At 63.4% G+C, this 26,600-nt stretch carries 26 protein-coding genes and 1 pseudogene; 2 read left to right on the top strand and 25 right to left on the bottom strand.

Features of this window, described 5'->3' with window-relative positions:
- Positions 1 to 6: 6 nt before the first annotated feature.
- Positions 7 to 651: a ribosome maturation factor RimP gene (gene rimP / locus AC0L3O_RS29595; protein WP_128174033.1), complete on the bottom strand. Its 645-nt coding sequence runs from the start codon at positions 649 to 651 to the stop codon at positions 7 to 9.
- 321 nt (positions 652 to 972) lie between these two features.
- Between rimP and AC0L3O_RS29590 the strand changes: the two genes are divergently transcribed.
- Positions 973 to 1,137: a hypothetical protein gene (locus tag AC0L3O_RS29590; protein WP_095517012.1), complete on the top strand. Its 165-nt coding sequence runs from the start codon at positions 973 to 975 to the stop codon at positions 1,135 to 1,137.
- Positions 1,138 to 1,218: 81 nt separating this feature from the next.
- Here the strand turns inward: AC0L3O_RS29590 and trmB are convergent, their stop codons facing one another.
- The 19 genes and pseudogenes from trmB to AC0L3O_RS29495 form a co-directional block, all read right to left on the bottom strand.
- A complete protein-coding gene (gene trmB, locus AC0L3O_RS29585) occupies positions 1,219 to 1,920 on the bottom strand; it encodes a tRNA (guanosine(46)-N7)-methyltransferase TrmB (protein WP_091599999.1) in 702 nt (233 codons plus the stop codon).
- A 26-nt stretch (positions 1,921 to 1,946) separates the two neighbouring features.
- The gene (metK, locus tag AC0L3O_RS29580; protein ID WP_287175352.1) at positions 1,947 to 3,260 is read right to left on the bottom strand and encodes a methionine adenosyltransferase; all 1,314 of its coding nucleotides are present in this window, start codon (positions 3,258 to 3,260) and stop codon (positions 1,947 to 1,949) included.
- Positions 3,261 to 3,588: 328 nt separating this feature from the next.
- Positions 3,589 to 4,008, bottom strand: coding sequence for a helix-turn-helix domain-containing protein (locus AC0L3O_RS29575; protein ID WP_023802110.1), 420 nt, complete (start codon positions 4,006 to 4,008; stop codon positions 3,589 to 3,591).
- Between the two features lie 140 nt (positions 4,009 to 4,148).
- A complete protein-coding gene (gene lnt, locus AC0L3O_RS29570; RefSeq protein WP_287258261.1) occupies positions 4,149 to 5,741 on the bottom strand; it encodes an apolipoprotein N-acyltransferase in 1,593 nt (530 codons plus the stop codon).
- Between the two features lie 180 nt (positions 5,742 to 5,921).
- On the bottom strand, positions 5,922 to 6,746 hold the full coding sequence (locus AC0L3O_RS29565; RefSeq protein WP_473617398.1) for an alpha/beta fold hydrolase: 825 nt from the start codon (positions 6,744 to 6,746) through the stop codon (positions 5,922 to 5,924).
- 78 nt (positions 6,747 to 6,824) lie between these two features.
- A pseudogene (locus tag AC0L3O_RS29560) lies at positions 6,825 to 7,285 on the bottom strand (VOC family protein).
- A 17-nt stretch (positions 7,286 to 7,302) separates the two neighbouring features.
- Positions 7,303 to 8,376, bottom strand: a complete 1,074-nt coding sequence (locus AC0L3O_RS29555) for a hemolysin family protein (RefSeq protein ID WP_023802107.1) — start codon at positions 8,374 to 8,376, stop codon at positions 7,303 to 7,305.
- Positions 8,377 to 8,403: 27 nt separating this feature from the next.
- On the bottom strand, positions 8,404 to 8,910 hold the full coding sequence (gene ybeY / locus AC0L3O_RS29550) for an rRNA maturation RNase YbeY (protein ID WP_091600007.1): 507 nt from the start codon (positions 8,908 to 8,910) through the stop codon (positions 8,404 to 8,406).
- Between the two features lie 12 nt (positions 8,911 to 8,922).
- The gene (locus AC0L3O_RS29545) at positions 8,923 to 9,915 is read right to left on the bottom strand and encodes a PhoH family protein (RefSeq protein ID WP_287305617.1); all 993 of its coding nucleotides are present in this window, start codon (positions 9,913 to 9,915) and stop codon (positions 8,923 to 8,925) included.
- Between the two features lie 83 nt (positions 9,916 to 9,998).
- Complete coding sequence (gene miaB, locus AC0L3O_RS29540) at positions 9,999 to 11,420, bottom strand: tRNA (N6-isopentenyl adenosine(37)-C2)-methylthiotransferase MiaB (protein WP_023802104.1); 1,422 nt, start codon at positions 11,418 to 11,420, stop codon at positions 9,999 to 10,001.
- A 99-nt stretch (positions 11,421 to 11,519) separates the two neighbouring features.
- A complete protein-coding gene (gene olsA / locus AC0L3O_RS29535) occupies positions 11,520 to 12,320 on the bottom strand; it encodes a lyso-ornithine lipid O-acyltransferase (protein ID WP_473617397.1) in 801 nt (266 codons plus the stop codon).
- 143 nt (positions 12,321 to 12,463) lie between these two features.
- Complete coding sequence (gene rimI / locus AC0L3O_RS29530; RefSeq protein ID WP_023802102.1) at positions 12,464 to 12,958, bottom strand: ribosomal protein S18-alanine N-acetyltransferase; 495 nt, start codon at positions 12,956 to 12,958, stop codon at positions 12,464 to 12,466.
- On the bottom strand, positions 12,958 to 13,647 hold the full coding sequence (gene tsaB / locus AC0L3O_RS29525) for a tRNA (adenosine(37)-N6)-threonylcarbamoyltransferase complex dimerization subunit type 1 TsaB (protein ID WP_023802101.1): 690 nt from the start codon (positions 13,645 to 13,647) through the stop codon (positions 12,958 to 12,960). The genes rimI and tsaB overlap by 1 nt, the downstream gene beginning before the upstream one ends.
- Before the next feature lie 181 nt (positions 13,648 to 13,828).
- Positions 13,829 to 14,935: a DUF1513 domain-containing protein gene (locus AC0L3O_RS29520; protein ID WP_473617405.1), complete on the bottom strand. Its 1,107-nt coding sequence runs from the start codon at positions 14,933 to 14,935 to the stop codon at positions 13,829 to 13,831.
- 2 nt (positions 14,936 to 14,937) lie between these two features.
- A complete protein-coding gene (locus AC0L3O_RS29515) occupies positions 14,938 to 16,017 on the bottom strand; it encodes an imelysin family protein (protein WP_023802099.1) in 1,080 nt (359 codons plus the stop codon).
- A complete protein-coding gene (locus AC0L3O_RS29510; protein WP_473617396.1) occupies positions 16,017 to 17,624 on the bottom strand; it encodes a di-heme oxidoreductase family protein in 1,608 nt (535 codons plus the stop codon). The genes AC0L3O_RS29515 and AC0L3O_RS29510 overlap by 1 nt, the downstream gene beginning before the upstream one ends.
- A 12-nt stretch (positions 17,625 to 17,636) precedes the next feature.
- The gene (bfr, locus tag AC0L3O_RS29505; RefSeq protein WP_023802097.1) at positions 17,637 to 18,122 is read right to left on the bottom strand and encodes a bacterioferritin; all 486 of its coding nucleotides are present in this window, start codon (positions 18,120 to 18,122) and stop codon (positions 17,637 to 17,639) included.
- Positions 18,088 to 18,399, bottom strand: coding sequence for a (2Fe-2S)-binding protein (locus tag AC0L3O_RS29500; RefSeq protein ID WP_023802096.1), 312 nt, complete (start codon positions 18,397 to 18,399; stop codon positions 18,088 to 18,090). Before AC0L3O_RS29500 ends, bfr begins: the two co-directional genes overlap by 35 nt.
- A gap of 98 nt (positions 18,400 to 18,497) precedes the next feature.
- Entirely contained in the window at positions 18,498 to 19,790 is a 1,293-nt protein-coding gene (locus AC0L3O_RS29495; protein WP_473617404.1) for an imelysin family protein, read from the bottom strand.
- A 470-nt stretch (positions 19,791 to 20,260) separates the two neighbouring features.
- Between AC0L3O_RS29495 and AC0L3O_RS29490 the strand changes: the two genes are divergently transcribed.
- Positions 20,261 to 21,514 (top strand): NAD(P)/FAD-dependent oxidoreductase, encoded by a 1,254-nt coding sequence (locus AC0L3O_RS29490; protein ID WP_287248476.1) that lies wholly within the window; start codon positions 20,261 to 20,263, stop codon positions 21,512 to 21,514.
- A 78-nt stretch (positions 21,515 to 21,592) separates the two neighbouring features.
- Here AC0L3O_RS29490 and AC0L3O_RS29485 read toward each other — a convergent pair whose 3' ends face one another.
- From AC0L3O_RS29485 to AC0L3O_RS29465, 5 genes are all read right to left on the bottom strand, one after another.
- Positions 21,593 to 22,870: a 4-aminobutyrate--2-oxoglutarate transaminase gene (locus tag AC0L3O_RS29485; RefSeq protein WP_473617394.1), complete on the bottom strand. Its 1,278-nt coding sequence runs from the start codon at positions 22,868 to 22,870 to the stop codon at positions 21,593 to 21,595.
- Positions 22,871 to 23,029: 159 nt separating this feature from the next.
- Positions 23,030 to 23,779, bottom strand: coding sequence for an ABC transporter ATP-binding protein (locus AC0L3O_RS29480; RefSeq protein WP_287068179.1), 750 nt, complete (start codon positions 23,777 to 23,779; stop codon positions 23,030 to 23,032).
- Positions 23,776 to 24,609, bottom strand: a complete 834-nt coding sequence (locus tag AC0L3O_RS29475; protein WP_287068180.1) for an ABC transporter ATP-binding protein — start codon at positions 24,607 to 24,609, stop codon at positions 23,776 to 23,778. The genes AC0L3O_RS29480 and AC0L3O_RS29475 overlap by 4 nt, the downstream gene beginning before the upstream one ends.
- Positions 24,606 to 25,526 carry a nickel transporter permease gene (nikC, locus tag AC0L3O_RS29470; RefSeq protein ID WP_023802090.1) on the bottom strand — a complete coding sequence of 307 codons (921 nt, stop codon included), beginning with the start codon at positions 25,524 to 25,526 and terminating at the stop codon, positions 24,606 to 24,608. The genes AC0L3O_RS29475 and nikC overlap by 4 nt, the downstream gene beginning before the upstream one ends.
- A complete protein-coding gene (locus AC0L3O_RS29465; protein ID WP_023802089.1) occupies positions 25,523 to 26,590 on the bottom strand; it encodes an ABC transporter permease in 1,068 nt (355 codons plus the stop codon). The genes nikC and AC0L3O_RS29465 overlap by 4 nt, the downstream gene beginning before the upstream one ends.
- Positions 26,591 to 26,600 lie beyond the last annotated feature (10 nt).

Genomic DNA, 26,600 nt, shown 5'->3' with positions numbered 1-26,600 from the left:
GCCCAATCACATTTCCTGTTCGGTTTCATCTTCTACGCCCGCTTCTACGCTCTCTGGCGCGTCTTCGGGCTCGCCGCGGCGCTTCTTGGCTTCCTTGCGCGCCCTGTTGTCCTTCGACAGTGCGTCGCGGATAAGGTCGTCGGTCAGGATCAGCCGTGCTTCGGCAATCGAATCGTAGGGCACACGCACCGTCGGCTGTTCGCCATAGGCCGCCTTGTCGCGCTCGATCAGCACGCCGTCCGCGTCGCTCTCGGCGATCTTGCCTTTGAAGCGCTTGCGGTCGGCGACGAGGACCGAGGTTTCCATCTTCACCAGATGGCCCGTCCAGGTCGCGAAATCCGACTTGCGGACCAGCGGCCGGTCGATTCCCGGCGACGACACTTCGAGATGATACGCCTTTTCGATCGGATCATCGACATCGAGCGCCGGCGACACCGCCCGGCTGACCTCTTCGCAATCCTCGACGGTCATGGTGCCGTCCTCGCGTTCGGCCATGATCTGCAGCGTCAGCCCGTTCTGGCCCGTCAGATGCACCCTGACAAGGCGGAAGCCAATGGCACGCAGAACCGGCTGCACGATCAGCGCGATGCGCGCATCGATGCCGCTTTCGCGGATGATGCGGTCGTCGCTGTCGGGTACCGTTGCCGTCATTCTATTCCTGTCGCTTCGTCGGCGGCCGGAAGGTAACAAAAAAGAGCGGGACCGGGTGGACCCACTCTTCGCCATACCGACCAAGAATTTGAGCCTGATATAGACGATCGCAGCCGTCGTTTCAAGCCCGCATGCAGTCCGTGTCGGTAAGCAGATGAATCGTCCGCATGCAGGGTGGGCGAAACTGTCGGGGGCGGCAGCGTTGCACAGGGCGCATGGCGGCCATGCGCCAACGTCCCTGTGATATCAGGCAGTACGCGCCTATCTATGTTGCGTTGCACAAAATCAATCACGCATTGCAGCAGGCGAAAGGGCATAATCATGACCAACCGCAAGGTTTTCTCGGCCATCGGCGATTTCTTCACCGTCTTCGGCAGCGCCGTCGCCGCTTCGCACGCCGTCGAAGCCGGCCGCAAGCCGCGCGCACGCGATCTGCGCAATCTCGGCATGGATCCGGCCGCCTTCAACAAGATCGGCCGCTTCTAAGTCTAAGTCCGGCGACGCAGGGACGAGGACATCTCTGGTCCTCGTCGACGGCAAAGTGCGCTAGGCGCGCTTTGAATAGGACTATCTTCGGACGAAGGTGAGGTAGGCTGGCCGCCGGCCTTCGCGAACGGCCTTCGCCTCGTAGCGTGTACCCGGCCAACCCTTATAGGGCCGCTGCCAGTCGGCTGCCTCTTCAGCCTGCCACGCAAACGCTTCATGTGCCCGGCAGTGCAGCAGCGTCCAGTTCACATAGCTATCGATATCGGACGCAAAGCGGAATGTTCCGCCTGACTTCAGCACGCGCGCGAAACGGTCGAGATTGACCGGACTGACGAAGCGGCGCTTCCAGTGTTTCTTCTTCGGCCAGGGATCGGGATAGAGAAGGTCGATGCCGTCGAGCGAGGCTTGCGGGAGCCAGTCGAGCAGGCGCGTGGCGTCGTCGTCATAGACCCGAAGATTGGCAAGCGGCCGTTCCCTGACCGCCATCATCATCTTGGCCATGCCGTTGACGAAAGGCTCGACGCCGACAAAACCGGTCTCAGGAGCCGCCGTCGCCCGATGCAGCAGGTGCTCGCCGCCACCAAAACCAATTTCGAGATGAATGGCGCGGACATCGGCTTCGAACAGGCTGCGCAAGTCGGCCGGCGGTCCGGCCGTCAGATCAAGCCGGTAAGTGCTAAAACCGCTTTCCAGTGCCGCTGCCTGCTGCGGACGGATGGCCTTGCCGCGCCGGCGACCGAAAAATGCTTCGGTCGCACGGCTTGGCCGGTCTTTCGGATCCATGTCTTCCGGATCTATGGACGCCGCGGCTAGGCCGCGACTGCTTCGGCAGGCGCTTCGGCGAGTGCGTCCTTCAGAGCCTTGGCGAGGTCGGTCTTTTCCCAGGAGAAGGACCCGTCGCGGCCGGCCTTGCGGCCGAAATGACCATAAGACGACGTCTTGGCATAAATCGGCTTGTTGAGATCGAGATGGCGGCGGATGCCGGACGGCGACAGATCCATCACGGTGCGCAGCGCCTGCTCGAGCTTTGCCTCATCGACCCTGCCGGTGCCGTGCAGGTCGACATAGACCGACAGCGGCTGGGCCACGCCTATGGCGTAGGAAAGCTGGATGGTGCAGCGATCGGCGAGCTTCGCCGCCACCACGTTCTTGGCGAGGTAGCGGGCCGCATAGGCCGCGGAACGGTCGACCTTGGTGGTGTCCTTGCCGGAAAAAGCCCCGCCGCCATGAGGCGCAGCACCGCCGTAAGTGTCGACGATGATCTTGCGCCCGGTCAGGCCGGCGTCGCCGTCGGGCCCGCCGATGACGAACTTGCCTGTCGGGTTGATGTACCAGTTGCAGCTGTCGGCGATCTTCAGGTCGCCCAGCGCCTCGCGAATATAGGGTTCGACGACGTTGCGAACCTTCTTCGAATCCCAGTTGGCGTCGAGATGCTGGGTGGACAGCACGATCTGCGTCACTTCCGCCGCCTTGCCGTCGATATAGCGGACGGTGACCTGGCTCTTGGCGTCCGGCCCGAGCCGGCCGGCATCGCCGTTGCCTTCATGGCGCGCGGCGGCCAGCAGTTCGAGGATCTTGTGGCTGTAGTAGATCGGCGCCGGCATCAGATCCGGGGTCTCGCGGCAGGCATAGCCGAACATGATACCCTGGTCGCCGGCCCCTTCCTCGCCTTGCCGGTCGGAGGCATTGTCGACGCCCTGGCCGATATCCGGCGACTGGCCATGCAGCAGAACCTCGATCTTTGCCGTCTTCCAGTGGAAACCAGCCTGTTCATAGCCGATTTCGCGGATCGCCTTGCGGGCGGCCGACTTGAACTTGGCCGGATTGACGAGCGGATGACCGGCGGCATCCATCAGGATGTTGCCGCCCTTGTCCTTCTTGAGCAGGGTCTCGGGGACGCGCACCTCGCCGGCGATGACGACGCGATTCGTGGTCGCCAGCGTTTCGCAGGCGACGCGGACCTTCCAGGGGTCCATGCCGGTCTTTCTGGCCTCGCGATAGACCAGATCGACGATCTCGTCGGAGATACGGTCGCAGACCTTGTCGGGATGACCCTCGGCAACGGATTCCGAGGTGAATAGATAGTTTTGCCGCGTCACGGGTGTCCCCTCTTGAAAAATCATCGGCACGCTGCCGATTGGCGCGCCACGTGTTAGCTGTGTCGAGCAGCGCTCGTCAAGCGGTGGGCACCATTATCTTGTACCACTTTGACCGCCGGCAGGATGCCGCCAGCCTGCTTGGCTCCAGCACGTGCTTTAGCTTCAACACGTTGATGGAGAAAGACTTTGAGCATGGCTGTCGAGCAAAATCGATCCGCCCTCCTGCACGCCTGCGGGATGTAAATTTCACGATGCGCGAGATCGCAAGAAATTGCCTGCCCGCAATGACGGCTTCGCTATCTTCGACTTTTCAACGGCTACCCGATCAATCGACCCAGACCAATCTGCGTAATCAATCGACTGCGTCGGAGGAAAGGGCCTTCACAAGCTCGATAACCTTGCGGCGTATCTTCACGTCGGTGATCTTGACGAAGGCCCGGTTGAGTTGAAGACCTTCGGGACTGCCGCAGAATTCGACGGCAGAAGCCATTGATGCATCCTCGGCAAATCCGCGGTTGCCCACGGCCTCCTGGCCCGGCGCGTCCTCGAAAAAGAAAGCGACAGGCACACCCAGTATCGAGGCGATTGCCTGCAAACGGCTGGCGCCAACGCGATTGGTACCCTTTTCGTATTTCTGTATCTGCTGAAACGTTATACCGAGGTTCTCGCCCAGCTTTTCCTGGCTCATTCCCAACATATTGCGACGAAGCCTGATGCGACTTCCGACATGGATGTCGATAGGATTCGGCTTCTTCTTGTTTTCTTCTGCCATTTTTTCCTCGCCGAATTTTTCCGGCTTTTTGTGTTTTTTCTGCCCAAAACGAAGCCGGCGGCCAGTGCCCCAACAGAACCGACGTGCTGACTTCGAGAAATTTCAGGCGGTTACAGTATGAGTTTCTAATGTGTCGACTGTCAATTCGCCCGTAGCCGTTGCCTTACATTCATTGTGAAAGCGGCGAGAGCGAACAGCAACATGATCATCAGTCCATTAATGCGTCTTTGGCTGGAAGAAACGATGGCTCGATTGGAAATCGGCACGTGGACATCGATGGCTCCGCGGGCGTCGATCGCCAGCGCGTCGAGGATGTGTCCGCGCGGATCGACGACAGCGGAAATGCCGTTATTGGCTGCACGCAACAATGGCACCCCGTTCTCCACCGCACGAATCTGCGCCTGCCTGAAATGCTGGTACGGACCCGGCGTGTCACCGAACCACGCGTCGTTCGTGACATTCACAATAAGCTCAGCTGACGTTGCGTCAACCGCCACCAGATCGGGAAAGATGACTTCGTAGCAAATGAACGGAAGCACGCGGATGCCGCCGGGCAACGCGATCGGGTGCCGCTCATTGCCCGCCGCGTAGGTTGTCGGCCCGGCGACGAGTTGTTTGAGCCCCAAGCGGCCAAGCAGGTCGGCAAAAGGCAGATATTCGCCAAAGGGGACCAGATGAACCTTGTCGACTGCATCGGCGATTTGACCCTTGTCGTCGATCGCCACCACCGAATTGTAGTACCGCCTGTCGGCATCATCCGCCGACCCGCCTTCCTCCCGGACGACGCCGGCGATCAGCGTCTGGCCGTCGCCAAGCATCTCTCCCAGCGCGGTCAGGGCATCGGGACGTTCGGCGAAAAAAAACGGCACGGAGGTTTCCGGCCACAGGATCAATTGCGGCTTGGCATGACCAGTCTCTGGCGCCTTGGCCGAAAGCCCCATCAGTGTAGCGAAAATCCGGTCGGGCACTGAAGGGTCCCACTTTTCGCTGAGGTCGACGGCCGGCTGCACGATGCGGACGTCGATTGCGCGGGTTGCGGGTTCGACCTTGGCAGCAAGCCTGACATAGCCGAAGCCGACATGGGCCGCGACGAGAACGGCAGCCAGTGCACCCCCAAGGCGGATATGCCGGCGCGCCGCAAGCAGGGCCGGCAAGGCAAAGACGAAGACCGCCAGCGCGTTGATGCCGACCATGCCGGTCACCGACACGCTCTGCATAAGCAAGGGCACCGGCATCGCCGCGTAGCCGACGGCATTCCAGGGAAAGCCGGTGAACAGAAAGTCGCGCAGCCATTCCGCCAAGCCGAAGCCGAAAGCAAGGGCGGCGATGCGGCCGATGTCGTTGCTCCACAGCAGCCGGGCAACCGCTGTCGCGAAGCCATAGAAAAAGGCGAGCGCCAGCGGAATTCCGACCACTGCGAAGGGAAGCGCCCAGGCGAAACTGTCGGCCTCGACTAGGAGTGCTGAGCCGATCCACCACAATCCGGCGAGAAAATAGCCGAAGCCGAACCACCAGCCGACGGCGAAGGCCGGCCGCAAATGCCGGAACCAGCCATCGGAGGCTTCGCCGGTTGCCCCGTCGAGGAGCCAGACCAGCAGCGGAAACGAAACGAAACAGACGGCGAAGAAATCATAAGGCGCCTGGGCAAGAACCGCCAGCGCACCGGCAAGAAACGCCACAAGCGCGCGGCGCCAGCCCCACAGCAGAATTATCCGGCCGGCCAGGCGCTTCATCGATGCTTCCGAGTCGTGCGAATCACGGCAGAAGATTTATCAGGCCGCAGTCCACGCTCCAAACGGCCATGCTTCAGCCAGACTGCCGGATTAGGTCTGCTGGATAGGTGGGGCGACTGACGCCGGCAAGATAAGTGTCGCATGTGAATTGTCGCGCAGACCGCACGTGCCGGTGTATCACTATAATGCGCGTGATAGAAATGCGTTCAGCCGCTCCAGCACGAGATCCGGGGCTTCGATCTGAGGCAAGTGACCGACGCCAGGTAATGTTTCGAACGATGCCTGCGGGATCAGCGTATGAAGCGCTTTGCCTCGCTCCAGCGGGATCCATGGATCGTCCTTGCCCCAAATTATCTTTACCGGACACCTGATATCACCGAACGCCGGCTCGACTTCGGCGGTATATTTTTCGTCGGCTTGCGCGAATTGCCGATAGAAGCTTCCTCGTCCCTCCTCGGCAAGCCACGGCTCGACAAGTTTCTCGAAATCTCCGGGCGCGATGTCATTTACGATCGCCCCCTTGATATATGCTTCCACGAGCGCTCTGTGGATATGCGGCGGCAGGCCCAGAAAGGCATCCACATGGCGACCGACATGATCGAAGAACTCCGATCCCCAAGGGCGCATGGCAACGACATTCATCAGGACATACCGCTCGAAGTCGCAGCCATGCAGCAAATGCGCCCGTAGCGTCGTCGCTCCGCCGAAATCATGGGCAACAACGGTGGGCTGCTCAAGGTCCCAATGCGCGAGCATCTCGGCGAATACTTCTCCTTGCACATCGAGTGAGGTGCGCTGCTCCGCGCGTTTGTCGGATCGCCCGTATCCGGGCATATCGTACCAGTGGACACGATACCGCCTTGCAAGATCTGGAATAATCCGATGCCATGAGAACGAAGACCACGGCCAGCCGTGAGCCAGCACAAGCGCGGGTCCACTACCAAATTGACCCGCTGCCACAGCGCCCGCGGATGTTTCCACGGTCTCATCGAGTTTCCACGACATCAGACATTCTCCTAGTACTCAGGACAGCGTCCGAATTGGTTCGGTAGTTCGAGACCGCTTCCCACCCATTGCTGAAATTCAGCCCGAGGATTCTAGTCGGTGCCAGCCTTCAATCTGCAGATCGCCCAGCCGTTCAGCCTCCTCGCATGGAACAACGCGTACGGTCTGGGAAAATGTCCAGACGTGACCTTCAGGATCGCACGCCCTGTACTGCCGTTCACCGTAAAACTGGTCAGCCGGCTCCTGGACGATCTCGGCTCCCGCCGTAGGCCGTCCTTGAGGCGCACATAAACCGACTGCGTGTTCTTGCCGGCGACCGACGCGGGACTGGCTACATGGTCGGCCCATTCGGAATCGACGATCATATAGCCGTCACCGAACCGCATCTCGGAATGGACGAGCCTGTCATCAGCGTCGCTGACCACCATGCTCGGCTCGAAGCCGAAAGCCTTTTCAAGCCAGATCAAGGCGGCGCGCGGATTCCTGTAGAATATGCCGGAGCCCAAGGTTGAGCGCTTGAACGGATCGTCGACCATCATCGGGCGAGCGGCGTCTTTCAAGCCTGCTCGGCGCGGACGGCGCGCCGCCGGCGCTCGCTTTTCTGGGTCTCCACGATGCGCACACGCTTGACGCGGCGTGGATCGGCGTCGAGCACATGGAATTCGAAGCCGGGGATGGCCTGCACCACTTCGCCGCGTGCAGGGACCCGGCCAAGCGTGTTGAAGATCATGCCGCCGATCGTGTCGACATATTCGCCATGCTCGCCGGCGGCAAAATCCTCGCCGATCATCTTGGCGACATCGTCGATCTCGGCCTTGCCGTCGACGACGAACACGCCCTCGCCGGTCTGGGTGATCATCGGCTCGTCCTCGTCGTGCTCGTCCTCGATGTCGCCGACCACCATCTCGACGATATCCTCGAGCGAGACCAGACCATCGGTGCCGCCATATTCGTCGATGACCAGCGCCATCTGGGTGCGCATCGCCTGCATGCGCCCCATCAGGTCGGAGGCGAGCATCGACGGCGGCACGAAAAGCACCGGGCGGATCAGGGTCAGGTCGCCGATGGTGCGCGTGAGATCGACCTTGGCGAGATCGAGAAGCGTGGCAGGGGCGGCTTTCCTGGTCGTCCTGCTCTTTCTGACGCGGGCCAGCTTGGTGATGTGAGCGAGCACGTCGCGGATGTGGACCATGCCACGCGGGTCGTCGAGCGTCTCCGAATAGACCGGCATGCGGGAATGGCCGGACTGCTCGAACAGTCCCAGAAGATCGCCCAGGTTCGTCGTGATCTCGACCGCCTCGATGTCGGCGCGCGGCACCATGACATCCTCGACGCGAACCTCGCGCAGGCGCAGAATGTTGTTGAGCATGGCCCGTTCGCCGGGCGAAAAGGCGCCGGCATCGCTCGCCGTTTCGGCAAGCGCGTCGGCGATCTCCTCGCGCAGGCTGGTGCCGTTGCGCTGCCTGAACAGGCCGAGCACGCGATCGAACAGGGAAGGACCGGCAGGCGATGGCTCGCTGGCGAAGCTGCCGGTCGTGGTACTCGGACTAGAGTCCTCTTCCGTCTGTTCGGATGGCTTGGTCGCACTGCCGGCGTCTGGGTGGGCGGCAGTCTCTGGTTTGTCGTTCATCGTCGTCCGGTCATTTGATCTTTTTAGTTACGCGTAGGGATCGGGAATGGCAAGCCTTGCAAGTGCTGCGCGTTCGACGGCTTCCATTTCTTCGGCCTCGGCGTCGGTCTCGTGATCGTAGCCCAGCAAATGCAGCAGGCCATGGATGACGAGATGGGTGATATGGTTGTCGACAGGCTTGTCTTCCAGTGCGGCTTCCCGCGCGACCGTCTCGGCGGCCAGCACAATGTCGCCGAGCATGGGCGGCAGCGGACGGCCCTTGGCGAGCGGAAAAGCCGGGAAAGACAGGACGTTGGTCGGTTTGTCCTTGCCGCGCCATCCCGCATTGAGACTGCGGATGTGGGCATCGTCAGAAAAAACGATGCTGAGCTCGGAACGGCCGGCCGCGCCGGTTTCGGCAAACGCGGCGGCAACGGCGCGATCGACCAGCCGCGTCAGCGCGGCCTCATCGGGCCAGTCGCCCGCTTCGACTGCTATATCGATGTCGACGGGGACCGGAAGATCCCCGCCTACAGATTTTTTGTCCTCAGCCATAAGGCTGCATCTTCAGCCTTCGGCGCCCAGGCCCCGGGCCAGCTTGCCGTCGCGGTCGTAGGCCTTGACGATCTCGGCGACCAGCGGATGCCTGACGACGTCGCCTTCGTTGAAGCGCACCGTCACCATGCCGGTGACGCCGTCGAGGATCCTGAGCGCCTCGACCAGACCGGATTTGGTGTTTTGCGGCAGGTCGATCTGGGTCGGATCGCCGGTGACGATCATGCGCGAATTCTCGCCGAGACGGGTCAGGAACATCTTCATCTGCATCGGCGTGGTGTTCTGCGCCTCGTCGAGGATGACGGCGGAGTGCGCCAGCGTGCGGCCGCGCATGAAGGCCAGCGGCGCGATCTCGATCACCTCGGCGGCAATCGCCCGCTCGACCTTGTCGGCCGGCATCATCTCGTAAAGCGCGTCATAGAGCGGCCGCAGATAGGGATCGACCTTCTCCTTCATGTCGCCGGGCAGGAAGCCGAGCCGCTCGCCGGCCTCGACGGCAGGCCGCGACAGCACGATGCGCTCGACCATGCCACGTTCGAGCAGCATCGCCGCATGCGCCACCGCCAGGAAGGTTTTTCCAGTGCCAGCCGGGCCGATGCCGAAGACGAGCTCGGACCGCTCCAGCGCGCGCATATAGGCGTCCTGGTTGAGCGAGCGGGCATAGATCGTCTTCTTGCGCGTCGATATCTGGGCGGCTGACACCTTGCCCTTGCGCTCCAGCGTCGGCAGCGTCAGCTGGTCGTCGGCGGCGATCGCCATGCGCACGGCGCCGTCGACGTCCGACTGGCCGATGTCAGCGCCTTTCTGGAGAATGCCGTAGAGATTATCCAGGGCGCGGCGCGCCTGCTCGGCGGCCGAGGCGGAGCCCTTGATGGTCAACTGGTTGCCGCGCGAGCGGATATCGACGCCAAGCTTCTGCTCGAGCCTGGCCAGATTCTCGTCGAACTGGCCATAAAGGGCGCTGGCAAGCTTGTTGTTGTCGAAAGTCAGAACGATGTGCGCCATATCCGAAGCCCCCGATGGTAGGTTCTGGGGCAGGTTCTTCACTTCCGCAGCGCTCAACCGTCTCTCCTCATCTGCCGAGACCTTCAGGCCAATTCGGCGAACAGGCTGTTGTAACCCGTCTTCGTGATTCGTACCTGGATAATCTCACCGATTTCGCCGGACTTTTCATCAACAATAACCGGCTGCAGCCACGGTGAGCGGCCGACCTTCTGGCCAGCCTGGCGGCCCGGCTTCTCGATCAGCGTGTCGATGGTGCTGCCGACCAGGCTGGCGCCGAACTCCTGCTGCTGGGTCAGCAACAGCGCCTGCAGTCGCTGCAGGCGCTCGTCCTTGACCGCTTCCGGCACATGATCGGCCATTTCCGCGCCCGGCGTGCCGGGGCGCGGCGAATATTTGAACGAGAAGGCCGAGGCATAGTTCACCTGGTGGACAAGGTCCATCGTCGCCTCGAAATCCGCATCCGTCTCGCCGGGAAAGCCGACAATGAAGTCGCCCGAAAGCGCGATATCGCTCCGTGCGGCGCGGATCCGGTCGAGCAGCGTCAAATAATCTTTTGCCGTATGCCTGCGGTTCATCGCCTTGAGGATGCGGTCGGAGCCGGATTGCACAGGCAAATGCAGATAGGGCATCAGCGCCGGCAAGTCACGGTGAGCGGCGATCAATTCGTCGTCCATGTCGCGCGGGTGGCTGGTGGTGTAGCGCAACCGCGCCAGCCCGGGAATCTCGGCCAGCCGGAACAGCAGGCGGCCGAGACCCCATTCCACGGTCTTGCCCCCTTTGGCTTCGCCTTCGCCGTGCCAGGCATTGACGTTCTGTCCAAGCAGCGTCACCTCGCGCACGCCGGCTTGCGCCAGCCGCTCGGCCTCGGCGACGATCTGCGCCACCGGCCGCGACACTTCCGAGCCTCTGGTATAGGGCACCACGCAGAAGGTGCAGAACTTGTCGCAGCCTTCCTGCACCGTCAGGAACGCGGTGACGCCGCGCCTGATGATCTCGGCGCGCTTCGGCTGCGGCAGATGCTCGAACTTGTCTTCGATGGCGTAGTCCGTCTCGACGATCTTTTCGCCGCCGCGCACCCGTGCCAGCACGTCGGGCAGCCGATGGTAGGTCTGCGGGCCGATGACCAGATCGACAGAAGGCGAGCGGCGGATGATCTCGGAGCCCTCGGCCTGCGCCACGCAGCCGGCGACGCCGACCAGCATCTCGCGGCCGGCCCGAGCCCGTTCGGCCTTCATCTCACGAATGCGGCCGAGTTCGGAATAGACCTTTTCGGCGGCTTTCTCGCGGATATGGCAGGTGTTGAGCAGCACCAGATCGGCCTCGCCGATCGCATCCGTCGCAGTATAGCCGTCGGCGGCCAGCGCGTCGGTCATGCGCTGCGAATCGTAGACGTTCATCTGGCAGCCATAGGTCTTGACGAAGACCTTCCGGCTCGCGGCAGGCGGCGCGACCGCAGTTTCGGTCGCAGTATCGATGTCGTCCCGTTCGATCGTGTTCAATTCCATCTGGCGGCTTCTAACGCCTTTCCCCGACAAAAAACAGACGATTCTGCCTTACAGCGCCGCGCCTCCTTTGGACGCGCAAAGCGCTGGAGCTTTTCCGGCTTACCGGCTCGGGCGCGGATCGGCGAGCGCCGCCTGCACCATATCACGCACCTGACTTTCCATCAGCCTGGCCGTTTCCTTGCGCCCGGAGCCCTTGGAGAAGGCGACCGGCTCGCCGAAATGCACTTCGACATCGAGCCCGCCCTCCGCCATCAGCACCTTGAGATGCGGCATCAAATCCTCGTCGCCGATCCAGGCGGCAATCGGCCGGTGCCTGCGGCCGAGCGGCACGCCGTGCAGGCGCGTATAGACGATCGCCACCGGCTGGATGAAGACCGTTTCGGCCGCCCCTTCCGAAATCGCCATCGAGGCGGCGCCGAACAGCGTGCTCTTGAACGGCAAGATCATGTTGCCGTCGCTGGTCGAACCTTCGGCAAACAGCACCATGGCGTCGCCCTTGGCCATGCGGCTGGCGATCTCGCTCGCCTGGTCGCCCGACGAACGTTTGCGCTCGCGCTCGATGAAAACGGTGCGCTGCAGCTTCGACAACATGCCGATCAACGGCCAGCCGGCCATGTCGGCCCTGGCGATGAACGTCACGTCGGCCATCGACCCCAGCACCATGATGTCGGTCCATGAAACGTGGTTCGACGCAACCAGTAACGGGCGCTGATTGGACAAGGTCCCCTTGACGTGGATGCGCATGCCGAGCGCCCGGATGATGAGCCGGTGCCAGATCTTCAGGATGAACGTCTCGCGCCACAGGCCGGTCTTCATCGACAGGATCTGCAACGGCACGAGGATCAACGAGCCTGCGACAACGAGGCCCAGCGCCAGGAAAATCCTGATTTTTCCGATCATTCGCTCTTGGCCCTGTCCCGAGTTCTGGCTAGAGCGACGCGTCCAACTGGACGTCCAAGCACGCTCTAGCGCTTTTTAATCTGCGCATCTCAACCTGCGCATCGTGCTTTCCGAGAATCGGTTCCGATTTGCGGGCCGATGCGCTAGCGAAGATCGCGGCGCATGACAAGCGCTCCGGTCGGGCCGTGCTCGGGCGATCTGTAGTAGTTGGCACGTTTGCCGACCTCGCGGAATCCCAGTCGCCGATAGAGCGCGATCGCGGCGACGTTGGTCTCGTCGACCTCGAGGAAAAGCGCCTCGGCGCGTTGCGCATGCAGTTCGCGCAGCACCGCATCCATCAGTTGCCAGCCAAGGCCCTGGCGGCGATGGGAGCGCGCCACCGCGACAGTCAGGACCTCGCCTTCGCCGGCCGCCAGGCGCGCCAGCACGAAACCGACCGGCGGCTTGGCACCCTGGCCGGTCTCGCGCGCGGCATAGCCGAACACCGTGTCCTGCTCGATCAGCGCGGCGAATTCGTCATCACTCCACGGCCGAACGAAATCCTCGCGATGCAGCACCGACAGGGCCGCACTGTCGGCGACCGTCAGCGGCTCGAGCGCAAAGTCCCTGCGGCGCGGCTGGAGGAAAGGAATGCGCATCAGTTTTTCTTCCCGGCTTTCTTCCTGGACAGGATAAACCCGGCCTGCGGCTTGGCGTCAGCTCCGCGCAGATAAAGCGGTTTCGGCTTTTCGCCTTCACTCTTGGTAGCGGCCAGCCGGGCATAGATTGCGATATCCGTAGTGGCGCTTGTCGGGCCGACGTCGAAGGCGCGCCCGGCCGATGCAGCAATTTGCGTGGCCGCGGTGCCGGCCAGAACCGGAAACCCGTCAACCGCCATGGCGGCGGCTTGCGAAAGCGTGGCCACCGCGGGACCATAAATTAAAACGGATGCTTCGTCGTAAAGCGCTGCATGGATCTCCTCGCGGCCGGCGTCGAGCGCGGCCAGCACGGCGCGGCCGGGAAATGTCTCTTTCGCCTGCGCCGCCAGCGCTTCCAGCGTCGTCACCCCGATTGCCGGGATTTTCAGCGCCAGCGCCAGGCCCCGCGCCGCCGAGACGCCGACGCGCAGGCCGGTGAAGGAGCCCGGGCCGGTGGAGACAGCGATGGCGCCAAGACCGGCATAGTCGGTGCCGCCGGTCGTCAACGCCTCTTCGATCACAGCCATCAGATGTTCGGCATGGCCCTTGCCGAGATCGAGCACCGAGCGGCCGAGTTCCTTCCCGGCCGCGGCGTCGTAGACACAGGCGGCGCAGAGATTGGCGGCACAATCGATGGCAAGCAACTTCATGAGACGGCCGGTTGGCAGCGCCCGCTTGGGGCACAGGGGGTTCGAAAGACAATTTCCCTGTGCCTGCCATGGCTCGTCCCTGCAAGGGGATAATGCATAATGCGTTTGGCGGCTTCGCTTCGACCTCGCCCAAAAAGAGGTAACTCTCGGCGACCACAACCGTCAATGAACCAGTGCCGCACTATGCGGCCTGGTCGATGCGCAGCATGTGATTGTCCCAGACATAGTCCGGCTCGGACCGTGTCGCGCCGCCGGCTTGGGCTATCTGCCCCGTGCCGGTCGTCGCCATGAAGCTCGCCCCGTCGGGCGCCACGCCGCAGACCTCGGCCAGTGCGCTGGTGGCGACGATCCGGCCGCTGGCCGCATCGATGATGGCAAGCGAGTTGCCTTCCGGCGAGGACACCGCGACGGTACCGGCAGCAGGGTTGGCGGCGACCGAGCCGATGTAATTCCTGAAGCCGGACAGCACGTCCTGCGGCATGTCGAGCAGTTGCAGAGCCTTGCCGCGCGCGGCGCGGCCGACCAGCAACGGACGATCGCCGCCCGGCCCCCTGTACTGGCAGCCGAACCAGACCGCGCCGGATTTGTAGGTATCCATATGCCGGATCGAAAGCTGGTGCAGCGCCGGCGGCAATTCGTGCTTTTCGACAAGGTCGCCGGTAAGGCGGTCGACCAGCACATAAGATGGCTTCATCGTCGCGATGTTGAGCTCGGCGCGGCCATAATCGGGATGCGTCTCGATGCCGCCATTGGCGACGGCAATCGTCCTGCCATCGCCGAGCAGCAGCAGCTCGTGCGGACCCATGCCATAGGTCGGGAACTCGCCAACGCGCTTGAATTTCGCACGCGTGTCATAGACGCCGACCACGCCGGCGGCATTGTCGAAATCGTTCTCGGTGGTGTAGAGCAGCGCACCGTCGGTCGAAAACACGCCGTGGCCGAAGAAATGCCGGCCACTGATGCTGGCAATGGTCAGCGGCTCGTCGCGGCCGGTATGGTCGAACACAACCGCGAAAGTGCCGGGCTGCCTGGCAAAGACCACCGAGCGTTTCGACAGCGGATCGAAGGTGACGTCGTGACCGCGGGCGGGCAGGTCGATGGCATGCAGCACCTTGCCGGCCTCGGACAGGATCGCCGCGCCATAGCTGCCGTCGCGCTTGACGAAAGCGGTGGCGAAGACGGCGTCGGCGGCAAGCGTCTTCGCCCATGCCGACGGCGCCATCGCGGCAACAAAGCCTGCCCCGGCAGCCCTCAGGAAGTCGCGGCGGTCGATCAGCGACGTTTTCAGAATCAGTCTCCGTCGAGCGACGAGAACCCGGCGGTCAGGCCGAATTCGGCGGTTAGCCTGGTGCCGATGAGGGTCGACAGGCTGGATGTCACAAGCGAGAAGTGGTCGAGCTTCTGGCGCAGCGCCGGATCGGCAAGCGCCTTGTCGATCGGGCCTCTGATGGCGGTGGCGTCGGCGGCGCCGTTGACGAGCTGGATGTGGATCGATTCCGCCATCCAGCGCGCATCGGGCGACAGCGCGTCGCCAAGCTGCGAAGCTTGGAACAGAGCGTCCATGCCCGAAAGATTTCCGGTCAGCGAACGCGCGGTGTTTTGTGAACGCCAGTAGATCGCCTGTTTCGGCTTGTCGGCCTGCGGGCTACTGCCCAGAAAACCTTTCAGGCGCACGTCACGGACCATCTCCAGTTCGTTGATGAAGACGCCGACCAATTCGGTCACCGCTTCCGTGCCGTCGCGGTAGAGTGCGTTTTGCGGCCCCGGATTGGCCCAAAGTGCTGCAAAGCCGTCGGGCTTGTTCCAGGCGTCGCTGACCTCGGCGACAATCGTTTCGATGTTGCCGGCGACGGCCGCGCCGTAAGCGCAGCGATAGGGATCGTCCTTGCCGGCGAGCCGCTCGGCGCCATCGCCGTAAAGCACGAATTCCAGCGCGCCGAGCCCTTGCATGGCGACGCTCTTTGTCGCCAGATGGGCCGGATCGGCGGCGGTCCGGTCTTTACTGGCCAACGCCGCCTGCACCTGCCTCAGGCCGATGCTCTTGCGGTCCGGCCAAAACAGCATGCGTTCCAGCCGGTTGTTCTGCGTGATCGGTCCGATGCGGATGATCTCGACGACCGACCAGGCATCCACGGTGCCGGAGAATTCGGCGCGCGCCGCATCGAGATGGTCCTGCGAAGGCGCGTCGCACAGCGTGCGCACTGCCTTGCTCAGGCTGTCGGCATGGTCTTGCAGGCGTGCATAGGCCGGGCGGACAAAGCCGTCGATTGCTCGCTGGATCACGTCGGAAGCCTTCACCGCTGCGGACGCCGGCAATGCGCCGGCGAGGACCAGCGGGAGAACCAGGACAAACGCCAGACGCTTCGACATCACAACGACTCCAGGAATTTGACCAATGCGGCGCGATCGGGCGCGGCGGCGGCGGCAAAGCGGTCGCGCGCCTTCTGCCCCTCGCCGCCATGCCACAGGATCGCCTCGGTCAGCGTGCGCGCCCGCCCGTCGTGCAGGAAGAAGGTGTTGCCGTTGACGGTCTGGGTAAGACCGATGCCCCACAGCGGCGGCGTGCGCCATTCGCTCCCGCTGGCATCGCCCACCGCTTGCCCGTCGGCGAGGCCCGGCCCCAAGTCGTGCAGCAGAAAATCGGAATAGGGCCAGATCAGCTGGAAGGCCTGTGCCTTGTTGGGCGTGCCGCGGCGGGTGACGAATTTCGGCGTATGGCAGGAAATGCAGCCCATGTCGTAGAACAGCTTCTTGCCGGCCAGCACATCGGGCTTGTCGAGATCGCGCCGCGCCGGCACGGCGAGGTTTTGCGAATAGAAGGTGACCAGGTCCATGACCGGCGGCGGCGCCTCGACCGGGCCGAGGCGCTTCTGGACGCCGTTGGCCATGGCAAAGCAGTTCTTTTCGGCCGCGGTGCAATCGCCCCAGTGGTTCGGCACTTCCGGCGTCGAAATGCCGATGTCGCCGGCAAATGCGTCCGCCGCTTGCTGGCGGATCGAAGGGGTCTGCGCCTTCCAGCCAAAGCGGCCGAGCGTCGGCTCGCCGCTGTGGCCGTCGCGCACGATGTTGGGCTTGCCGGAGATGCCGTCACTGTTGCGATCGTCCGGATCGGCACTGGCGAGAATGTCGGCCGGCGCGATTTGCTCGACCAGCCCGAGGCCGATCATCGGCGGCGTCAAGCGCGGCGAAAGCGTGGTGTGCGGATCGAGCGGCCCGTTGGCAAGATCATCGACCGAATAGCTCGGCTTGCGCAGCCAAACCACGGTGCCGTCCGGCAGGGTGACTTTTTGCTCCTGATAGACGACACGCATCCTGCCTTCGCCGCGAAGGCCCGGAACGGCCAGTTCCTGCAATTGCGAGCCGTAGACCGGATCAGGGAAGTTGAGCACCTTGCCGGCGGCCAGCGCTGCTTTCTCCTCCTCGGTGCTCGCCTGCCGCGCCAGCCGCAGGAACATCGAGGTGGTGCCGCTGTCGGCTTGCGGCGGATGACCGCGACCGTCCTTCAGATGGCAATTCTGGCACGCCCGCTCGTTGAACAGCGGACCAAGCCCGTCCGATGCCTGCGTCGACGAGGGCGACGACACCCAGTTCTTGCGGAAAAGAGCATTGCCGAGCTTGAAGGTGCCTTGTTCCTCGAAAGTGATATTGGCGGAAGATTGCGAGAAAGCGTCCTTGTTGGCGCCTTTCCGCGACGTGCCGGCGCCGCCCTGCATCGGCTCGAACTGCTCGGGCTTGGAGAAATCCCTGGTCGGCCTGGCGATGGCAATGACGCGCGCCAGATCCTTCGGCGTCAGATCGGCACGGCTGGTGGCGAGACCCGCCGGTTCGGGCGCGCCGGCCAGCGCCGAGGCGGTCAGCGCGACCACTACGGCAGGCGAAAGCCGGCGAAGCCAGCCGTATCGCGGGTTGTGCTGGGACGGCAGGCCGCAATCCTCGGCCCGCCGCAAGCGGCGCAAGTAGTCTAAGCGGCGCCGCATTCCCGCATGTCCCTAATCCGCCTCGTCGGCCGATGCGGCGTTGAGCTGGCCGTATTTTTCCTCGCCGATCGAGGCGAGCAGGTCGAGTTGCGTCTCGAGGAAGTCGATGTGACCTTCCTCGTCGGACAACAAATCCTCGAACAGCTTCATCGTCACATAGTCACCTGCTTCGTCACAAATCTCGCGCGACCGTTTGTAGGCAGTGCGCGCGTCATACTCGCCGGCAAGATCCGATTCGAGCACTTCCTTGACATTCTGGCCGATGCGCAGCGGCGCTACCGACTGCAGGTTCGGATGGCCTTCAAGGAAGATGATGCGGGCCACGAGCCGGTCGGCATGGTGCATCTCCTCGATCGATTCCGCGCGTTCCTTCTTTGCCAGCTTGGCGTATCCCCAGTCCTCCAGCAGCCGGAAGTGCACCCAGTACTGATTGACTGCTCCAAGTTCCAGAAACAGAGCTTCGTTAAGCCGCTCTATGATCTGTTGTTCGCCTTTCATGGGTTCTGCTCCCGTATTGGACGCGCAGGCCTCTGACGCGATCCAGGTGTGAAACGACGTCCACGCCGCTCGCCTCCGAGCGGGCGTGGTAATTTTCGGTTACCCGAATGATCGTTTCGACCACATTTGGGAAGCAGCCGCAACAGCGACCACGCTTCTGCATGGCATGATAGATCTTCGCCGGCACGATGAGCTGCCAGGGATCCTGATCCAGCAGCCCGACGATCGTCTGCTCAATCTCCTTCTCGGTGATGATGTTGCAATGGCAGATCAGCATTATTTGCTCTGTGTGGCTGACGGCGCGTGCTCGGCGCCATGTGGCTTATTTTCTTAGTGGAGCCTGGACTTTCGGTTCGGGCTCCGGGCATCGACGCCTTACTGAAACACCTTGTCCGGCGCATCGAGGCTGTCCGAGCCCTCGAAGGCTATGGCATTGAGTTTCAGGGTGCCGACGGCGCGTTCGATCGACTTGGTCTGGTCGACCAGCGCGTCGATCGCCGCCTGCACAGTGGCGTTGCCTTGCGTATTGCCTTCGCCGATCTGTTGGTCATAGGCCTCGCCGCCAAGCGCCCGCGCCTTGATGGCCTCCATCTTGGCGACGGTGACATCCAGCTTGTCCGACAGTTCCTTGTCGACCGCCGGATCGGCCTCCTTGACCATGTCGGATACCGACGGTCCTTCGACGACGGTGCCGTCGAGGCGGGTGTAGTTGCCCTTATAGGCGGCGCGAATGCCGACGGCATCGTAGAGATGGGAATCGTAGGTGTTGTCGGAGAAGCAGTCATGCTCCTCTTCCGGGTCGTGCAGCAGCAGGCCGAGCTTCATGCGCTCGCCGGCGAGTTCGCCGTAGGACAGCGAGCCCATACCGGTGAGGATGGTCGAGATGCCGGCTTTCGGCTCGCCATCGACAAGGTTCTTGCGCGCGGCGCCGCCTTCCTTCCAGTCGTTGACCATGTCCTGCAGATCGGAAACCAGAAGCTCGCTCGCCGACTTCAGGTACTGCGCGCGACGATCGCAATTGCCGCCGGTGCAGTTGGCGAGGTCGTAGTCGGTATAGGGCCGTTCGCCAGCGCCCGGGCCGGTGCCGTGCAGGTCCTGGCCCCACAGCAGGAATTCGATGGCGTGATAACCAGTCGCCACATTGGCCTCGATGCCGCCGGCTTCCTGCAGCGTGCCGGAGAGGAACTCGGGAGTAAGATTGGTGGCGTCGATCTTCTTGCCGTCGATCTCGATCGACTTGTTGGCGATCACATTGGCGGTATACAGCGCATTCGCGTCCGACTCGGTGCCGTAGTTCTCGGCGACATAATCGATCAGGCCTTCGTCCAGCGGCCAGGCGTTCACCTTGCCTTCCCAGTCGTCGACGATGGCGTTGCCGAAGCGATAGACTTCGGTTTGCTGATAGGGAACGCGCGACGCTTTCCAGGCCTCGCGGGCGGCGGTGAGCGTTTCCACCGAAGGCTTGGCGAGCAGCGCGTCGACGGCCTTGCCGAGCGCCTGCGCCGCCGTCAGCGAATCCTCATATTTGGCGAGCGCAATATCGGAATAGGTCTTGATGACCGCCTTGGCATCGGTTTCCGCCTTGGCCGGCAGCACGAATATCGCCGCCGTCAAGGCCACCGTGGCGCCGATCGCTGCAAGCCTGCTGCCATATCGCGCCGTGATCATCGCTCTCATGATTGTCATCTCCCTCGGGAATTCAGTGAAAATGCCGGCGCCAAAGGCGCGTCGGCAGGCAATCGGCGCCAAGGCAGGCCATGCCATTGAGCGAGATACAGGCCGCGGCATAGCGCGGTTTGCGGAAGAAAGACATCGAAATGCCTCCAATCGAAAGGGTTCAAGGCCCAGACATCAAAGGGATGCACTTGACGCGCACGCTTCCATAAAGCGATGAAGGTGCCGGATGTCAACCAATTTCAGAGAGAAAAGCCAATTGAAACAACAGTTTAGAATTATTCTAAACTGCAAGTATCAACTTTAGCCGTATTTGCCGCGCCGCCGTCGAACGAACGATTGACAGACCGCCATTCCGGGTGCGACCCGCAAGGGTGGTCTTGCGGCGGCGTCAGACAATCGCCACTTGGCGAGACGTCCTAGACTTGGATAACGCCTAGGAGAGATGAGGAATTGGGGCTGCGATGAAAAACGGTGTGGTCATTGTCGGTGCGGGTCATGCGGGCGTGCAAGCGGCCGCCAGCCTGCGCGAGGACGGCTACGACGAACCCGTGATCCTCATCAGCGATGAGGACGAACTGCCCTACCACAAGCCGCCGCTGTCGAAGACCTTCATCAAGGATCAGGAGGCCAGACCGCAGCCGCTGCGCGGCGAGGCTTTTTATACCGGCAGCGCGATCGACTACCGGCCGGGCGTCCGCATCGATCGCATCGATGCCGGCGGCCGCAGGCTGGAGCTATCGGATGGCGGCACACTGCCGTTCGACCGGCTGATCCTGGCGACCGGTTCGCGGCCGCGCATGCTGTCGCTGCCGGGTTCGGATTTTTCGGGCGTGGTGTCGCTGCGCTCACTCGCCGACGCGCGCCTGATCCGCGAATTGAGCGCGCAGAGCGAGGATGTCGTCATCCTCGGCGGCGGCTTCATCGGGCTGGAGATCGCCGCGACGCTCACAGCGGCCGGCCGCAAGGTCATCGTGGTCGAGGCGGTCGACCGGCTGCTCGGCCGGGCGGTGGCGCCGATCATCGCGCGCCATGTGCGGCAGCGGCTGGAAGCGACCGGCGTGCGCATTCTCAGTGGCACCACGATTGCACGGCTCGAAGCCGAGAACGGCCATGTCTCGGCGGCAATCACCGCATCCGGCGAGCGGCTGCCGGCGCAGATGGTCATCATCGGCATCGGCGTCGTGCCGAATGTCGAACTGGCCCAAGCCGCCGGCATCACTATCGCCAACGGCATCCGCGTCGACCAGCAGATGCGCACGTCGGTGCCCGAAATCCTCGCCATCGGCGATGCCGCCTCCTACCGGCACTGGCTCACCGGCGGCGATGTGCGGCTGGAATCGGTGCAGAATGCGACCGACCAGGCGCGTCTTGCAGCACGCACCGTTGTCGGCCATGCGGACGCCTTTGCGGCGGTGCCGTGGTTCTGGTCCGATATCGGTGACATCAAGCTGCAGATGGTCGGCCTGATTTCGGGCGGCGACAGCCATGTCGTGCTGGGCGACGTCAACGAGAACCGGTTCTCCATCTACCACTATGCTGGGAATCGTCTGCTCGGCATCGAATCGGTCAACCGGCCTGGCGACCACATGCTTGGCCGCAAGATGCTCGGCGCCGGCTTTTCGCCGACGCCGCAGACGGTTGCGACGGGACCGGACGGATTGAAGGCGGCGCTCGCCGCTTTCCAGCAGGTAGAGCCCGTCCGCGCCGCCGAATAAGGATGTGTTGATGCCGGCGAACGGCGGTTTTCTGCGCTGATCCTTCCCTTCTCCCACAACAAGGGAAGAAAGATCCGCTCAGGCGGCGCGGACCTCGCGGATCGAGCTTTCCAGGATGTCGAGCGCTTCGTTCATGACGCCGTCCTGGATGGTGATTGGCGCGAGGAAGCGGATGACGTTGCCGTAGACGCCGCAGGTGAGCAGGATCAGGCCCTTGTCGAGCGCCTTCAGCCGGACCGCATTGGCGATCTCGGCCGACGGCAGGCCCTTCTTCACATCGTTGAACTCGACAGCGTTCATGAAGCCCGGGCCTCTGATATCGACGATCTCCGGCGTGTCGTCGCGGATCGATTGCAGCCGCTGCTTCAGCCGGTTGCCCAGCGTGTTGGCGCGGTCGCAGAGCTTTTCCTCTTCGATCACGTCGAGCACGGCATGCGCCGCGGCAACGCCGATCGGGCTGCCGCCATAGGTGCCGCCGAGCCCGCCGGGGCTGGGCGCATCCATAATCTCGGCGCGGCCGGTGACCGCCGACAGCGGGAAGCCGCCGGCAAGGCTCTTGGCCATGGTGGTGATGTCGGGCGCCACCTCGTGATGATCCATGGCGAACATCTTTCCGGTGCGGGCAAAACCGGTCTGCACCTCGTCGGCGATCAACAGCATGCCGTGCTGGTCGCAGATCTTGCGCAGCGCCGTCATGAAGTCGCGCGGCGCCTCGTAAAATCCGCCCTCGCCCTGCACCGGCTCGACGATGATGGCGGCGACGCGGGCCGGATCGACATCGGCCTTGAACAGCCGGTCGAGCGCGGCCAGCGAATCGGCGACCGTGATCCCATGCAGCGCCACCGGGAACGGCGCGTGGAAAACATCGGCCGGCATGGCGCCGAAGCCGACCTTGTAGGGCACAACCTTGCCGGTCAGCGCCATGCCCATGAAGGTGCGGCCATGGAAGCCGCCGGCAAAGGCAATGACCGCCGGACGGCCGGTTGCGTTGCGGGCGATCTTGATGGCGTTCTCCACCGCTTCGGCACCGGTGGTGACGAAAATCGTCTTCTTGTCGAATTTGCCTGGCAGCAAGCCGTTCAGCCGTTCGGCCAGGCTGACATAGCTCTCATAGGGCACCACCTGGTGGCAGGTATGGGTGAAGCGGTCGAGCTGCGCCTTGACCGCCTCGATCACCTTGGGATGGCGGTGGCCGGTGTTGACGACGGCGATGCCGGACGAGAAATCGATGTAGCGACGGCCCTCGACATCCCAGATTTCCGAGTTCTCGGCGCGGTCGGCATAAATCTGCGTGGTCATGCCGACGCCGCGCGAGATCGACTGGTTCTTGCGTTCGGAGATGGCTGAGTTCTTCATGATGTTCCCTCACCGGGCCGGCGCCCGTTCTCGGTTGGTGGTGGTTCAGATTTGTTCTGGCGTTATTTCATGTTTTCCTCAAGTTGGCACCGTCGCCGGGTCATTGGGCCTGCCGCCGCTAAGGTCGCATTCCTTCGCGACGCGGACAGCTGATTTGACTCACGCAGTCCGCACAAACCCGTCGCTCGCCCTGAGCAAATTGCGCGTATAATCCTTGCTGACGCGGCGCTCGACGAGGTCATCAGCGGTGAGATGCTCGACCGCCTCGCCGTTCTGCATCACCATCAGCCGCTCGCACATATGGGTGATGATGGCGAGGTCGTGGCTGACCATCAGGAAGGTCAGCTTGCGCCGCCGCCGGATGTCTTCCAACAGGTTGAGCACCTCCGCCTGCACGGAAGCGTCGAGCGCCGAGGTCGGCTCGTCGAGCAGCAGGATCGCCGGTTCGAGGATCAGCGCCCGCGCAATTGCCACCCGCTGGCGCTGGCCACCCGACAATTGATGCGAATAGCGGAAGCGGAAGCCGGTGCCGAGCCCGACCTCGTCGAGCGCCCGCTGGATGCGTTTCTCGCCATCGGCAAAGCCGTGGATGGCGAGCGGCTCCTGCAGCAGTCGGTCGACGGTTTGGCGCGGATGCAGCGAGCCGTAGGGGTCCTGGAAGACCATCTGCACCTCGCGATAGAAGGCCTTGTCGCGGCGCTTGCCGAGTTTTTTTCCGTTGACGGTGATGCTGCCCGAAGCGGCCGGCGCGAGGCCGGCGATCGCCCGCAGCAGCGTCGATTTGCCGGAGCCGGATTCGCCGACCAGGCCGAAGGATTCGCCGGATTGCACTTCGAGGCTGACACCCTTCAGCGCGCGAAAGCGGTCGAAGACCACCTCCAGCCGGTCGACAGAAAGTGCTGCCGTCATGCCGCCCACTCCGGCTTGCGGTCGAGCACCGGCAGCGGGTGACGGTCGGCGCCGATCTTGGGCATGCAGTTGAGCAGGCCGCGCGTGTAGGGATGCTGGGCGCGGCCGAGCTCCGACGCCTTGAGCTGCTCGACCACCCTGCCGGCATACATGACGATCACCCGGTCGCAGAACGACGAGACCAGGCGCAGATCGTGCGAGATGAAGATCAGGCCCATGCCGCGCTCGCTGACCAGCCTGTCGAGGATGCCGAGCACGTCGAGCTGAACGGTGACGTCGAGCGCCGAGGTCGGCTCGTCGGCGATCATCATCTCCGGCCCGGCAATCAGCATCATGGCGATCATGGCGCGCTGGCCCATGCCGCCCGACACCTCGTGCGGATGCAGGTCGAAGACACGGGCGGGATCGCGAATCTGCACCGCCTCCAGCATGGCGAGCGCCCGGTCGCGGGCCTCCGCCTTGCCGACCTTCTCATGCGTGCGCAGCGTCTCGACAATCTGGCGGCCGATGCTCATCACCGGGTCGAGCGAGTATTTTGGATCCTGGAGGATCATGGCGATGCGCTTGCCGCGCAGCGCCCGGCGGTCGCGGGGCGAGGCCGCGAGCAGGTCGGTGCCGTCGAAGGCAAGTTTCCTGGCCGTGACCTCGGCCTGCGGCGGGGTCAGGCCCATGATGGCGCGGCCGGTCTGCGACTTGCCGGAACCGCTCTCGCCGACGATGCCGAGCCGTTCGCGGCCGAGCGAGAAGGAGACGCCGCGCACAGCCTCGATCCGGCCGGTGCGCGTCGGGAAGGTGACGCGCAGATCGTCGACCTCGAGAAGCGTGCTCATTGGTCACCACTGCGGGGGTCGAGCGCGTCGCGCAGGCCGTCGCCGAGCAGGTTGAAGCCGAGGCTGACGAAGAGGATGGCAAAGCCCGGTGCACCGGCCACCCACCATTGGTCGAGCACGAAGCGGCGGCCCGACGCGATCATCGCGCCCCATTCCGGCAGCGGCGGTTGCGCGCCGAGGCCGAGGAAGCCGAGACCGGCGGCGGTCAGGATGATGCCGGCCATGTCGAGCGTCACCCTGACGATCAGCGAGGAGATGCAGAGCGGCATGATGTGGCGCAGCACGATGCGGAACGGCGAGGCGCCCATCAATTGCACCGCCTTGATGTAATCCGAATTGCGCACGGTGAGCGTTTCGGCACGCGCGATACGGGCGTAGGGCGGCCATGAGGTGACGGCAATAGCGAGCACCGCATTCTCGATGCCGGGGCCGAGTGCGGCGACGAAGGCCAGCGCCAGGATCAGCTTCGGAAAGGCGAGAAAGATGTCGGTGATACGCATCAGGATCGCATCGATCCAGCCGCCGGCATAACCGGCGACGGTGCCGACCAGCAGGCCGATAGGAGCGGCGATGACTGCGACGAGAATGACGACGTAAAGCGTCCATCGCGAGCCGAAGATGACGCGCGAAAGGATGTCGCGGCCAAGGTCGTCAGTGCCGAACCAGTGCTCGGCACTTGGCGCCAGCAGCCGCGAGCCCTTGAGGTCGCCGAATGTCGGCGAATAGGGCGCCAGCACATTGGCAAAGGCGGCGACCACCAGCAAAGCGATGATGATGAGCAGGCCGAGAAACGCCAGCCGGTTGGCTGAAAAGCGCCGCCACGCGACATAGGCGCGGCCGAGCCTGGCCTGCATGCGCGACGCCGGCCGCTCGCTGAGCAGCCAGTCGCGGCGGCTCTGGATTGCTTCAGCGCTCATCGTACCTTGGTCCTTGGGTCGAGCACCCGGTAGAGCAGGTCGGACAGGAGATTGATGCCGATGAACACCGAGCCGATGATGATGGTGCCGCCGAGCACGGCGTTCATGTCGGCGTTCTGCAGGGAATTGGTGATGTAGAGGCCGATACCCGGCCAGGAAAACACGGTCTCGGTGAGCACCGAGCCTTCGAGCAGACCGGCATAGGAGAGCGCGATCACGGTGACCATCGGCACGGCGGCGTTGCGCAGCGCGTGGCCCCAGATGATGCGTGTTTCCGACAGGCCCTTGGCGCGCGCCGCGACGATATATTCCTGGGCAAGCTCGTTCAGCATGAACGATCGCGTCATCCGGCTGATATAGGCGAGCGAGAAATAGCCAAGCAGCGAGGCCGGCAGGATGATGTGGCGGAAGGCATCGCGAAACACATCCCACTGTCGCTGCCACAGCGCATCCAGGAGATAAAAGCCGGTGATCGGGGTGAAGGTGTATTCGTAGACGATATCGAGGCGGCCGGGAAAAGCCACCCATTGCAGCCTGGCGTAGAACAGCACGAGCGCCAGCAGTCCCAGCCAGAAGATCGGCACGGAGTAGCCGACCAAGCCGATGATCCGCACGATCTGGTCGATGATGCTGCCGCGCCGGACCGCGGCCAGCACGCCGAGCGGCACACCAAGCAAAGCACCGATCAGCGTTCCCAGCGTCGCCAGCTCGATCGTCGCCGGAAAGGCGCGGCGGATGTCGGTCATCACCGGATTGGTGGTCAGCACCGAGGTGCCGAAATTGCCGTTCAGGGCATTCTTCACATAGATGTAGAACTGCTCGATCAGGGGCAGGTCGAGCCCCATCTCGCGGCGGGTGCGCTCGACGACATTGGCCGGCGCCCGGTCGCCGAGCACCGCCAGCACCGGGTCGATTGGGATGACCCGGCCGATGAAGAAGGTCACCGCGAGAAGACCGAGATAGGTGGTTATCGCGATGACCAGGAAACGGGCGATCGACGAGGCGACAGCGACAGCGCGGGCGCTGCCGCGCCCTGCGGTCGCTTCGCTTTCAACAGTACTCATGCGGCGCGTC

It is taken from the genome of Mesorhizobium sp. WSM4810 (assembly GCF_055811235.1).
This window is presented reverse-complemented; position numbering and strand designations above follow the sequence as displayed.

Excerpts from the sequence above, each read along its gene's own strand:
- lnt (WP_287258261.1), bottom strand. The coding sequence starts at position 5,741 with ATGAAGCGCCTGGCCGGCCGGATAATTCTGCTGTGGGGCTGGCGCCGC.
- rimP (WP_128174033.1), bottom strand. The coding sequence starts at position 651 with ATGACGGCAACGGTACCCGACAGCGACGACCGCATCATCCGCGAAAGC.
- AC0L3O_RS29475 (WP_287068180.1), bottom strand. The coding sequence starts at position 24,609 with ATGAGCACGCTTCTCGAGGTCGACGATCTGCGCGTCACCTTCCCGACG.
- miaB (WP_023802104.1), bottom strand. The coding sequence starts at position 11,420 with ATGGAATTGAACACGATCGAACGGGACGACATCGATACTGCGACCGAA.
- ybeY (WP_091600007.1), bottom strand. The coding sequence starts at position 8,910 with ATGGCTGAGGACAAAAAATCTGTAGGCGGGGATCTTCCGGTCCCCGTC.
- rimI (WP_023802102.1), bottom strand. The coding sequence starts at position 12,958 with ATGCGCATTCCTTTCCTCCAGCCGCGCCGCAGGGACTTTGCGCTCGAG.
- AC0L3O_RS29490 (WP_287248476.1), top strand. The coding sequence starts at position 20,261 with ATGAAAAACGGTGTGGTCATTGTCGGTGCGGGTCATGCGGGCGTGCAA.
- nikC (WP_023802090.1), bottom strand. The coding sequence starts at position 25,526 with ATGAGCGCTGAAGCAATCCAGAGCCGCCGCGACTGGCTGCTCAGCGAG.
- AC0L3O_RS29565 (WP_473617398.1), bottom strand. The coding sequence starts at position 6,746 with ATGTCGTGGAAACTCGATGAGACCGTGGAAACATCCGCGGGCGCTGTG.
- AC0L3O_RS29510 (WP_473617396.1), bottom strand. The coding sequence starts at position 17,624 with ATGCGGCGCCGCTTAGACTACTTGCGCCGCTTGCGGCGGGCCGAGGAT.
- AC0L3O_RS29500 (WP_023802096.1), bottom strand. The coding sequence starts at position 18,399 with ATGCTGATCTGCCATTGCAACATCATCACCGAGAAGGAGATTGAGCAG.
- AC0L3O_RS29480 (WP_287068179.1), bottom strand. The coding sequence starts at position 23,779 with ATGACGGCAGCACTTTCTGTCGACCGGCTGGAGGTGGTCTTCGACCGC.
- AC0L3O_RS29495 (WP_473617404.1), bottom strand. The coding sequence starts at position 19,790 with ATGATCACGGCGCGATATGGCAGCAGGCTTGCAGCGATCGGCGCCACG.
- bfr (WP_023802097.1), bottom strand. The coding sequence starts at position 18,122 with ATGAAAGGCGAACAACAGATCATAGAGCGGCTTAACGAAGCTCTGTTT.
- tsaB (WP_023802101.1), bottom strand. The coding sequence starts at position 13,647 with ATGAAGTTGCTTGCCATCGATTGTGCCGCCAATCTCTGCGCCGCCTGT.
- AC0L3O_RS29485 (WP_473617394.1), bottom strand. The coding sequence starts at position 22,870 with ATGAAGAACTCAGCCATCTCCGAACGCAAGAACCAGTCGATCTCGCGC.
- olsA (WP_473617397.1), bottom strand. The coding sequence starts at position 12,320 with ATGATCGGAAAAATCAGGATTTTCCTGGCGCTGGGCCTCGTTGTCGCA.
- metK (WP_287175352.1), bottom strand. The coding sequence starts at position 3,260 with ATGATTTTTCAAGAGGGGACACCCGTGACGCGGCAAAACTATCTATTC.
- trmB (WP_091599999.1), bottom strand. The coding sequence starts at position 1,920 with ATGGATCCGAAAGACCGGCCAAGCCGTGCGACCGAAGCATTTTTCGGT.
- AC0L3O_RS29575 (WP_023802110.1), bottom strand. The coding sequence starts at position 4,008 with ATGGCAGAAGAAAACAAGAAGAAGCCGAATCCTATCGACATCCATGTC.
- AC0L3O_RS29555 (WP_023802107.1), bottom strand. The coding sequence starts at position 8,376 with ATGAACGACAAACCAGAGACTGCCGCCCACCCAGACGCCGGCAGTGCG.
- AC0L3O_RS29590 (WP_095517012.1), top strand. The coding sequence starts at position 973 with ATGACCAACCGCAAGGTTTTCTCGGCCATCGGCGATTTCTTCACCGTC.
- AC0L3O_RS29465 (WP_023802089.1), bottom strand. The coding sequence starts at position 26,590 with ATGAGTACTGTTGAAAGCGAAGCGACCGCAGGGCGCGGCAGCGCCCGC.
- AC0L3O_RS29515 (WP_023802099.1), bottom strand. The coding sequence starts at position 16,017 with ATGTCGAAGCGTCTGGCGTTTGTCCTGGTTCTCCCGCTGGTCCTCGCC.
- AC0L3O_RS29545 (WP_287305617.1), bottom strand. The coding sequence starts at position 9,915 with ATGGCGCACATCGTTCTGACTTTCGACAACAACAAGCTTGCCAGCGCC.